This is a genomic window from Streptomyces sp. NPDC054796 (assembly GCF_053611545.1).
This window is the reverse complement of sequence record NZ_JBSHAO010000115.1, coordinates 1-9,226: the sequence shown is the minus strand read 5'-3', so window position 1 is coordinate 9,226 and position 9,226 is coordinate 1. Positions and strand designations below refer to the sequence as shown.

General features: G+C 67.0%; 10 protein-coding genes. 5 read left to right on the top strand and 5 right to left on the bottom strand.

Features of this window, described 5'->3' with window-relative positions; all coding sequences use genetic code 11:
- Positions 1-77 precede the first annotated feature (77 nt).
- Together ACWGJ2_RS39585 and ACWGJ2_RS39580 are read right to left on the bottom strand one after the other, a co-directional pair.
- Positions 78-305 (bottom strand): DUF397 domain-containing protein, encoded by a 228-nt coding sequence (locus ACWGJ2_RS39585; RefSeq protein ID WP_453351256.1) that lies wholly within the window; start codon positions 303-305, stop codon positions 78-80.
- Positions 305-1,198 carry a helix-turn-helix domain-containing protein gene (locus ACWGJ2_RS39580; RefSeq protein WP_453351255.1) on the bottom strand — a complete coding sequence of 298 codons (894 nt, stop codon included), beginning with the start codon at positions 1,196-1,198 and terminating at the stop codon, positions 305-307. Before ACWGJ2_RS39580 ends, ACWGJ2_RS39585 begins: the two co-directional genes overlap by 1 nt.
- Positions 1,199-1,429: 231 nt before the next feature.
- Here ACWGJ2_RS39580 and ACWGJ2_RS39575 point away from each other — a divergent pair, with 231 nt between their 5' ends.
- Genes ACWGJ2_RS39575 through ACWGJ2_RS39560 form a run of 4 tightly spaced genes read left to right on the top strand, consistent with a single transcriptional unit; the run spans position 1,430 to position 5,585 of the window.
- Positions 1,430-2,722 (top strand): hypothetical protein, encoded by a 1,293-nt coding sequence (locus ACWGJ2_RS39575; protein ID WP_453351254.1) that lies wholly within the window; start codon positions 1,430-1,432, stop codon positions 2,720-2,722.
- Positions 2,723-2,724: 2 nt separating this feature from the next.
- Positions 2,725-3,465 carry a creatininase family protein gene (locus ACWGJ2_RS39570; RefSeq protein WP_453351253.1) on the top strand — a complete coding sequence of 247 codons (741 nt, stop codon included), beginning with the start codon at positions 2,725-2,727 and terminating at the stop codon, positions 3,463-3,465.
- A gap of 35 nt (positions 3,466-3,500) precedes the next feature.
- Entirely contained in the window at positions 3,501-4,856 is a 1,356-nt protein-coding gene (locus ACWGJ2_RS39565) for a hypothetical protein (protein WP_453351252.1), read from the top strand.
- 12 nt (positions 4,857-4,868) lie between these two features.
- Positions 4,869-5,585: a 2'-5' RNA ligase family protein gene (locus ACWGJ2_RS39560; RefSeq protein WP_453351251.1), complete on the top strand. Its 717-nt coding sequence runs from the start codon at positions 4,869-4,871 to the stop codon at positions 5,583-5,585.
- A 12-nt stretch (positions 5,586-5,597) separates the two neighbouring features.
- Here ACWGJ2_RS39560 and ACWGJ2_RS39555 read toward each other — a convergent pair whose 3' ends face one another.
- From ACWGJ2_RS39555 to ACWGJ2_RS39545, 3 genes are all read right to left on the bottom strand, one after another.
- Positions 5,598-6,815 carry a PEP-utilizing enzyme gene (locus tag ACWGJ2_RS39555; protein WP_453351250.1) on the bottom strand — a complete coding sequence of 406 codons (1,218 nt, stop codon included), beginning with the start codon at positions 6,813-6,815 and terminating at the stop codon, positions 5,598-5,600.
- Positions 6,816-6,930: 115 nt separating this feature from the next.
- Complete coding sequence (locus tag ACWGJ2_RS39550) at positions 6,931-7,932, bottom strand: aldo/keto reductase (protein WP_453351249.1); 1,002 nt, start codon at positions 7,930-7,932, stop codon at positions 6,931-6,933.
- 14 nt (positions 7,933-7,946) lie between these two features.
- Positions 7,947-8,435 carry an ATP-binding protein gene (locus ACWGJ2_RS39545; RefSeq protein WP_453351248.1) on the bottom strand — a complete coding sequence of 163 codons (489 nt, stop codon included), beginning with the start codon at positions 8,433-8,435 and terminating at the stop codon, positions 7,947-7,949.
- Between the two features lie 355 nt (positions 8,436-8,790).
- On the opposite strand from ACWGJ2_RS39545, the gene ACWGJ2_RS39540 reads away from it, so the two are divergent.
- A partial coding sequence (locus tag ACWGJ2_RS39540; RefSeq protein WP_453351247.1) for a trehalase-like domain-containing protein occupies positions 8,791-9,226 on the top strand: 436 nt, incomplete at its 3' end.

Sequence of the window (9,226 nt, the reverse complement as noted above, 5' to 3'; positions counted from 1 at the left end):
GGCCGTTCGCAACGGCGGCGTGCACGAAGGTGGTCCCAGGCGCTCGACCTGACACGTTCACCCAGAGCTCTGTCTGCTCAGAGCAGGCGGTCGAACTCGCCATCTCGCACGCCCAGCAGGAATGCGCGGATTTCCGACCTCGTGTAGATCTGTGGAACTCGGCCGGGATTCTTCGTGTCGCCGATGAGGACGTAACCGTCCTTCTCTCCGACCCTGACGCATTCCCCTCCGCCTCCAGTGTAGGAGGACGTCTGCCAGTCGACGGTCGTGAGGTCGAGCGTGGACGGGTCGGGCTTCGCTTCCACTACTGCTCCTTGATCAAATTCTTGAGATGACTGCGCGTCTCGGCGGGCTCCAGCGCCCGCTCCCACAAGCTGTCGAAAACGTGGGAATAGGCATCCAATTCTGAGGCGTCCTCCAAGAAGATTTGGCGGTTCATGGTCTCCAGCCACACGACATCGCGAGTGGCGTCGGGAAAGGTCATGATCACGAAGGGGCCGGCGAGCCCAGGGTGGCTGCCGACCGCGGTGGGCAGCACGCGGATCGTGTTCTGAGGAGCTTCAGTAGCGGCGAGCAGATGTTCGAGCTGACCGCGCATCACTCCGGTGTCGCCCACTTTCCGCTGCAAGGCGCCCTCGTCGAGGAGCGCCTGGAAATCGCGGAGGGCCCCTTCGGTAATTCTTCGCTGCCGGTGAATACGGACATCGACGAGGGCGTGAACCTGGGCGGGTGTCAGGTCTTCGCGCATGCTCGCGATGACGTGATGTGCGTACTCGGGAGTTTGCAGCAGGCCATGGATGAGGGAGGGTTGGAAGTTGCGCAGCGTCGTGGCGTGCTGTTCCAAGGAGAGGTACCCCTCGAATTGCATGGGGCCGAGGAGGGCGGAGTGCTTGCGCCATAGCGCCGGTTTTCTGCGCCGAGTGGTGTCCACGCTGAGATAGGCCAGGATCTGCTCGCGCGTCTCGGGATCAGCTTCGTAGCAGGCGAGAAGGGCTTCCGCCTTCTCACGCGAGGGGCGTCGCTTGCCCCTTTCGATCCGGCTCAGTGCGCTTGGATCGATACTGACGCCCTGCGCATGGAGCGCTGGATGCTGCGCGACCTGTTCCTGGGTCAGTTCGGCCAGGTCGCGCAACTCCTGCAAGCGGGCACCGATTTCACGTTGCGTCAGTGACCACGGTGCTCCGTTCGTTTCCGGCATGGTGTCAGTCTGCCCGGCCGGTGACCTGTCTACAAGCAAACCGATGAAGCAAGTTGCGCCTTCATGTTGCTAAGTATGTGGGTGAGGGAGCATCCTAGCGAAGGTCACGATGCGTACCGACCGCATCGCGCCCTGTGGCGCATGGCGGGCGCGCACCTATGCGCCCGCGATCATCGCCTCTGGGAAGCCGATCGCGGCTCCGCACCGGTTGGCTCGACAGTCACAAGTGGTGTGACCACACGCGAGAAGGTCATCATGACGATGCCGACGATGCCGAAGACGTTCTTGAGCCAGCTGGTTCAGGAGCGCGGCTGGTCTGAACATGCGGCTTTCACCATCCATTTCGAGAGAGCCGCTCAAGAGCTCGCGAAGCAGACCGGCGAGCCTGAACTTGCGGCCATCACCGTCTCCCGGAGAACCTTTGAACGCTGGCTGGGGGGGAGCAACCGGCCGAACCCAGATGCCCGCCGCGTGTTGCATCACTTGTTCGAGGCGCCCGCCGACAAACTGTTAGGCCCCGCTGAGTCGACCGCCGCCCGGAAGCTGGAGCGGAGCGGTCTCCTGCCCAGCGTTGGCCCGGTGAACACGTCCGTCGACGTCGGCCCGGAAAGCACGTCCGTGGACCCTGCTCTCGTGCCGCACTGGGGCAACATGCTGCACATTCTCTCCGCAGCGCACAACGCTTTCGGGCCCATGCACATGTACACCACCGTCACCCGTGAGCTGGATGTGATCCGCAGCTGCCGGCACAGCGCGGAGCGGGGCGTGCGCAGGGGACTGCTCGGGGTCGAGGCGCGATGGGCCGAGTTCGCGAGCTGGTCGGCGGAGACGCTGGGGCGCAGGTCGGACGCCACGTACTGGTTGATGCACTCACGTGATCTTGCCCGGGAAGCCGCAGACGACTCCCTGGAAGCGTACGTGCTGATGCGACTGGCACAGCAGGCTACCGAGCGCCGGGATGCCCACGCGGCTCGCGACCTCGCCGAGGCAGCGTGGGAAGCGGCACGCGGAGGTGAACGCGATCGGGCCCTGTGTGCCGTTCGTCTTGCCCATGGGTATGCCCTGGCTGGGGACGACCGCTCCTCCGCCCGCGTGCTGAAGACAGCCCACCAGCTCGTCGACCAGGCAGACCAATTCGCCTGCGATGACGATCCCGCCACCATCGGACATCACTGTGTCCGCGCGTACGTCCAGGCCCATGAGGCGTACTGCCATCTCCTTCTGGGCCATGCCCGCCAGGCAGTCGTCCTGCTCCACGAAGCGATCGACGGCTGGCCGTCCGAGTACCGGCAGGACGTGCAGCTCGCTCGGGCGTGGCTGGCCCTCGCCTATGCCGCGGACGGTCGTGTGCCTGAAGCGGCGGTAGAGGGAGCCACGGCTCTGGCTCTCACCACCTCCGGCGGTTCTGTACGTGTGTTGCGCGTGCTGCGCAGCCTCGACCGTCGGCTGCCTGCCCAGGCTGGCAGTCACTCCGAGGTTGCGCAGTTCCGTTCCGCTCTGGCACTCACATCCGCGAGGATGTGATCATGGACGTACTGACTACCGCGACGATGACCGACGAAGCCAAGCGCGAGGCGACGGTGGCCGTGCTGCCGGTCGGCAGCTTCGAGCAACACGGCGCCCACCTCCCCTTGACCACGGACACCCTCGTGGCCAGTGGCATCTCCCAGGCTCTGGCCGCGGCGTATCCACTGCTGCTGCTTCCCCCGATCACCATCGCCTGTTCACACGAGCACGCCGGATGGGCGGGAACCGTCAGCATCAGCTCCCGGACCCTGTCCGCGGTCATCACCGACATCGCCGAGTCCTTGGCGCGCTCCGGCATCCAGCATCTGGTGCTCGTCAACGGTCATGGAGGCAACTACGTGCTGTCCAACATCGTCCAGGAGGCCAACGTCGGCACCCCGCGTATGGCGCTCTTCCCCCGACGAGAGGACTGGGAGCTCGCCCGTGGGACCGCGCGGTTGGACAGCAGCGGACACGACGACATGCACGCAGGTGAGATCGAAACCTCACTGCTGCTCCACCTGTGGCCAGAACAGGTCCGTGACGGCTACGCCGAAGCCGACCACCTCGCCGACCGGCCGCATCTACTCGTCCACGGCGTCACCCCGTACACCAGCACCGGTGTGATCGGACAGCCGTCGCTGGCCACGGCGACGAAGGGCCAGGCCGTACTCAGCGTTCTCACCAGCAGCTTTGCTGAGACCCTGACCGCTTTGCAGAAGGCGCCGGACACCGGCCCCCGGGACAGCTGTCAGGGCTGACCCGGGCGGACACGACCGCAGGAGGCACAGCTCCCTTGTCCACCGCAACACGATTCCAGCTCTTGGTCCGGGAGAGGGGCTGGGCCTCCTTCGCCACGTTCAGCATGCACTTCGCCAAGGCGGCGCATCGAGCAGCGGAGCAGGAGGGCGACCCCCGGCTGGCGCGGGCTGCCCCCTCCAAGCGCAGTTTCGTCCGATGGATGAGCGACGATTTCACCGGCAGGCCCCAGGGCCCGTTGGCGCTCGTACTGACCCACCTGTTCAACATGTCCATCGAGCGGCTCTTCGCCCGCGTCGACCCCGGCTTGGCGGTTCGAAGGAGTTCCACCGCCCTTTCGGCGGAAGAAGCCGCGCGCGCCGTGCATCTGGAGTTCGATAATCCGCTCCAGGTCGCCTCGCAGACCGAGAAACTGACCATCTCCAGCGCTGGCGCCGAGCTGATCGAGACACTGACCCGGTCGATGCACAGCATCGTGGCCCGCTACGAGACACTCGGCCCACAGCAGCTCTCGGGCGAGGCCAGGCTGATGAGGAGCATGCTGCACAGCGTCCTGGGCGGACAGCAGACACCGCGCGTACGGTCGGAGCTGTTCCAGCTGGCCGGTCACGCCGCCGGTCTCCTGGGCTACATGGCAGTCAATGCTGGGGCCGATGCTCATGTGTCCGAGGCGTATTGCACAGAGTCCGAGGCTCTGGCCCGGGAGGTCGGCGACACGCATCTGGAGATGTGGGCCGCTGGAACCCGCTCTCTCGGCCTCTACTACCACGGCCGTTACGTCGAGGCGGACGCTGCGGCGAAGGCGGGCATCGCTCTCGCCCCGCACAGCCCCCATGCCATCCGACTCCTGGCAAACGGCCGTGCCCGCGCCCTGGCACGCATGGATGACCGCCGCGGCGCCGAACGCGCCATCGGACAGGCGCTGGAGATCTCAGAACAGCAGGCATCGCTGCCGGGAGGGCTCACCCCCTGCATCGCCTTCTCCCCCTACAGCCCCGCGCGCACCCTGGCCAACGTGGCGACCGCGAGGCTCTCCCTCCGTGACACGCGCGAGGTGCTGGCCTGCGCCAACGAGATCGACGCCCTGCTTGAAGAGTCCGATTCGGAGTGGAGCAGGGCACTGGTCGGGCTCGACGTGGCCACCGCGCTGCTCCAACAGGAGTCACCCGAGCTCGATCACGCGATGGCTCTGGGCCGGTCTGCCCTGCGAACCGGTACTTCTGCGCCCATCCGATCCGTGTGGCAACGAGCACGGGAGCTGTATGTCCACGCCGGCCGTTGGCACAATGAGCCGGTCGTGGGGGACTATGCGGAAGAGCTGTTGGCGTGGAAGTCTCTTCCGCAGGCTGAACCGATCGTGACCGGCGTCCGTGCGGCGGAGGCGTCGTCGTAGCAAGGGAGTCCCGTGGCGCCGGAGCCGGAACTACTGGTACCCGACAGCCGGGCGTTCCCAGTAACTCCCCCTGCGGACCTGGACGATCACGTCGGCATCGTCGACCACGACTGGCGGGCATTCAGCAGTATCGGACGGATGTCGAACCACTGGGACCGGCCGGACTGGCCCAGTAGTCGGCGGGCCTACTACTGGATGCTCACCTTCCCCGCCGCCCCGCATCTGATCGCCTGCGCATGGCGATGCCAGAAGACTCTCGCCGACCTGGGCATGGACCCGGTGCCCGACGACGGACTCCACGTCACGCTGACCCGTATCGGCGAATGCGGTGACCTCACCGCACCCGACCTCGACCGTCTGGTGCGCCGTACCGAGCTGGCGTCGCTGCCCCGTTTCGAACTCCTCGCGCACCCCCTGGCCGGATCCCGGGGGGCGCTGCGGTTCTCCCTCTCCCCCTGGACACCCCTGGTACGTCTTCATGCCTCGCTCACCGCGGCGAGCGAGGACACCGGCATGCCCGGCGGCAAACCCACCGCCCTTCACCGCCCTCACCTGGGCATCGCCTACAACAACTGCGACCGCCCCGCAGGGCCTGTGATCGAGGCCGTCAACGCGCTGCGCACGCTTCCTCCCGTCCTGCTGGATGTGACGGCCGTCGACCTGGTCGAGCTGCGCCGGGAGAAGTCCGCCTACCGCTGGGAGACCGTCCACCGCCTCCCGCTGCGGTAGCTGGAGACCCCGTTAGCCTGCCGTTCTGAGAACGCGGGCCCTTCCCTCGGTCCCGTCGGTCTGGAGCTGAGCACCGGGAGCGGCTTCTTCGATGGAGCGGTCCACGTTGGTGACGCAGGGAATGCCTAGCTCTCGGGCGAGGTGAGCCGTGAGCGACAGTGGGCTGCCGGTCGTCGAGACGATGGCGGCCGGACGTTGCCGGAGTGCTTCTGCGACCTGGGTGTCCAACGTCTCGCAGATCAGGACTGCCCCTGTGAGGCGGGTCTCGGGGCGGAGCCGGACCGCGGGGCCCGTCGCGACCCCCGGAGCAGCCGGTGTGCCACTCCAGCGGCTCTCACTGGGGCTCTCGGGCCCAGAATGCCCGGGCAGCGGGTGCGTGAGACGAATAGCTTGCAGGAGCACCACGTCCTGGGGCGTGACGGCCCACTCCAGTCCGATGCGGTCGCACTCCAGGACGGCCGCCGCGGCGAACGCCTGACTCAGCAGCACAGTGAGCTGCCGTCGATCGAGCAGAGGGGTAGAAGCCCATTCCTCCGGGCGAAGCAGATGAACGGCTCCCCCCTCGGAGAGCGCTACACGGGCGGCGACTTCCCCTCTGGGGCCTGGCACCATCGCGCGTGCGCCGGGCGGCAGGAGCAGTTCGTCGCGAGTCCCCGGTACCAGGATGACGCGCTGGTCCGTCGGTGTCACTGGGTCGCTGTGATGACGTCGCCCCGTATGGATCTCCCCGGTCTGCGTGCCGTCCGCGAGGGATGCCGCAAGCCCGCGGACAGCTTCAATACGCCAGCGGGCGCACCGGCCACCCGCTACCTCTGCCATCAACACCCCGGACAGGACGGGGCGAAGCGCTGGCTGTACGAGCACGGCTACCCGCTCTTCCCCACGGGCATTGTGCCGATGGAAGCTGCCAGCGGCGCGGCGGGTCTCCCGCACGAGCCGCAGAAGCGCCTCCTCCTCGGGCGGGCAGAAGCGAGAAGTGTGCAGAAGGGGCAACGTCACTGAGCTCGGGAGCACCGTGGACGGGCGGGTGACGAACCCATAGGGCGCCCGGCCTTCGGCCGACGTCACAAGAGCGCTGAGCATCCGAGGCAGCATGGGGTCGGGGGTATCGGTCGGAATGACGAACCCGGCCGGTACCGCGAGGCCCGCCGCGCTCAGCAGGGCCAGGGCCTCGGCGATGTCTCCGTACTGGCCAGTGGGCTCAGCGGGCGTGGGAAGCGGCGTGTCCATCACAGGGGTTCCTGGGCGGGGGGCGAGTTCGGCTGTGCTGCGGACGAAGCACGTGACCGTATGGGAGCCGGGTGCGACTGTGCCGCGTACCCCGCCCTCTGGTCTGCGGGCGACCTCACCACCCGCTCGTCCGAACGTACCGCGACCGCCCTTGTCGAAGGGCTGCTCGGATACGGGCGTAGACCAGGTCGAGGCTGACCAGTTCCTCGCTGGTCAGGGCAGCCCTCAGAAATGATTGCGCTTCCTGGACGCACTCTGGGCTTGTCGTATCGCACAGGACGACACAGTTGCCGCGCTGCTGCACACATGCCCGCAGAGCCAGTCCCGTCAAGGTGCCGGGCGCATTGCCGAAACGCCGCAGGGGTTGCCATTCGGCGAGCGCGTCCAGGCGGTGGGACGTCACCTCGCTGAGCGCTGCAACGTTTCCAGGGCGGTGCTGGAGTGGTGAGGGGAGAAGGAGCAGCCCCACGCCGTGACGTGCCGTGAAGTCCAACAACGTCTCCCTCTCCGTCAGCGGCATGACAGGTGTCAGCATGTCGAAGCGTGTCCAGACGACATCGGGCCTGATCAGGTCGAACAGGGTAAGGAAGCGCTGGGCAAGCGCCTCCCGCTCCTCGGCAGGCGCACCGCGCCGGGCGTGGGGACCGCGCATTCCGATGGCCGTGATGTCGCCCAGGTCGCGCAGCGTGCGCATCTGATCGATCACAGTGCCCAGGTAGCGATCACCAGGGCCGAAGTCGAAACTCTCAAGGGAGTAGAGGTCTACGTGATCGGTCTTGAGGTTCTCCTGCGTCTGCTGGAACTGATGGTGGACTCTTCGGTCCGCATACGGATGTGGCGCGGACCCGCGCAGGAGACCCACCTTGCTGCTCAGCAGCAGCCGGCCTTCGGGATACTCCGGCAAGAGGCGCCCGATCAGCCGCTCCGAGTGGCCGTCGCCGTAGGAGTCGGAGGTATCCACCACCGTGCTCCCGATGTCGATCATGCGACGAAGGTTCTCAAGGAAGTACACATCGCCCGCCGACCTTGGTCCGTCCGTTGCTGCTCCGTGGGGAAGTGCACAGTGCGCCCCGAGCGGGGAGGAGAGAAGACCGCGCCCCAAGGACTGCGGGCCCACGTCCGTACCTGCTGTCACTGCCCATCACCGGTGAGAACCACGGCTGTTACCACCTTGCCGAGACGCGACTTCTCCACCGTCCAAGCCACTGCGAGGAGGGCTACAAAGAGCAGGCCCCGGCCGTTTTCGGAGATCTCGTCGATGACGATCTCTTCAGGTTCCGGTAGAAGCGGAGCCGTGCACAGCTCGGTGAGGTCGGCGGGAACTGCCTCGGTATCGGTGCCCCGATCCGTCACCCTCACCGCCGCGCCCTTCTCGTAGACGTCGAGCGTGAGGGCGACCGGGCCGCCCGCGTGCTGCATCGCGTTCCCCACCAGCTCGTCGGCGACCAGAACAGCGCGGTCGATCGCATCCTTGCTCGTACGGCCGCCCAGCACACTCCGGACTCTGCCACGAACTACTTTCTGGGGGGCCTTCATGGCGACGAGGGACAGGTCATGGTGGGCGACCAACTCCCCCAGCCCCTGATCGTGGATCAGCTCGGCGGCGGTAGTGGGGGGCACCCTGGTCTCCCTGTGCTCAGGCGCCCTGCGGCGCGGGCCAGCATCGGTCTCAGCTCCACCACCGTGACGCACCCCCCTCGGCATCGGTACGCCAAATCGACGCCATATCTGCGCCACTTCTCGTCAACTCCTCCGCCCACACGCCGAAATAAGACTCACATATATGGGCAAAGCACTGCGCGATTTGATGCGTCCCTCGCCCGTCCCGCCCGGAAATGGCGCAAGTTTGGCGTCGGTTTGGCGTACCAATGCCGCCAGAACGGAGCGAGCGTGTAGGGGCGGCGCCGACCTCTGCACCGGTCAGATGGCTTCGCAAGCCCTTCATTCGTCAGCTCTCCGGAACGGGACGCCATCTATGACCAGCCTCGCCATCGAGGACTACGCGCTCATCGGGGACATGCAGACCGCCGCTCTGGTCGGCCGGGACGGCTCGGTGGACTGGGCATGTTTCCCGCGCTTCGACTCTCCCGCGGTCTTCGCGGGGCTGCTGGGGACCGACGAACACGGCTGCTGGCGGATCGGTCCCGCCATCGCCGACGGTGAGCAGCCGCCTCCGGCCGACCGGCGACGCTACCGCGGAGACTCGCTCGTCCTTGTGTCGGAGTGGGACACGCTGTGCGGCACGGTGCGGATCATCGACTTCATGCCGCCGCGCGGACAGCGCACGGCCGCCCGGCTGGTGCGCATCGTGGAAGGTGTCAGCGGTCGGGTGCCGATGCGCTCCGTGCTCAGCCCCCGCTTCGACTTCGGCCGGGTGCTGCCGCGATGGGAGCATCTGGCCACGGGCAGCA

Excerpts from the sequence above, each read along its gene's own strand:
- ACWGJ2_RS39580 (WP_453351255.1), bottom strand. The coding sequence starts at position 1,198 with ATGCCGGAAACGAACGGAGCACCGTGGTCACTGACGCAACGTGAAATC.
- ACWGJ2_RS39570 (WP_453351253.1), top strand. The coding sequence starts at position 2,725 with ATGGACGTACTGACTACCGCGACGATGACCGACGAAGCCAAGCGCGAG.
- ACWGJ2_RS39555 (WP_453351250.1), bottom strand. The coding sequence starts at position 6,815 with ATGGACACGCCGCTTCCCACGCCCGCTGAGCCCACTGGCCAGTACGGA.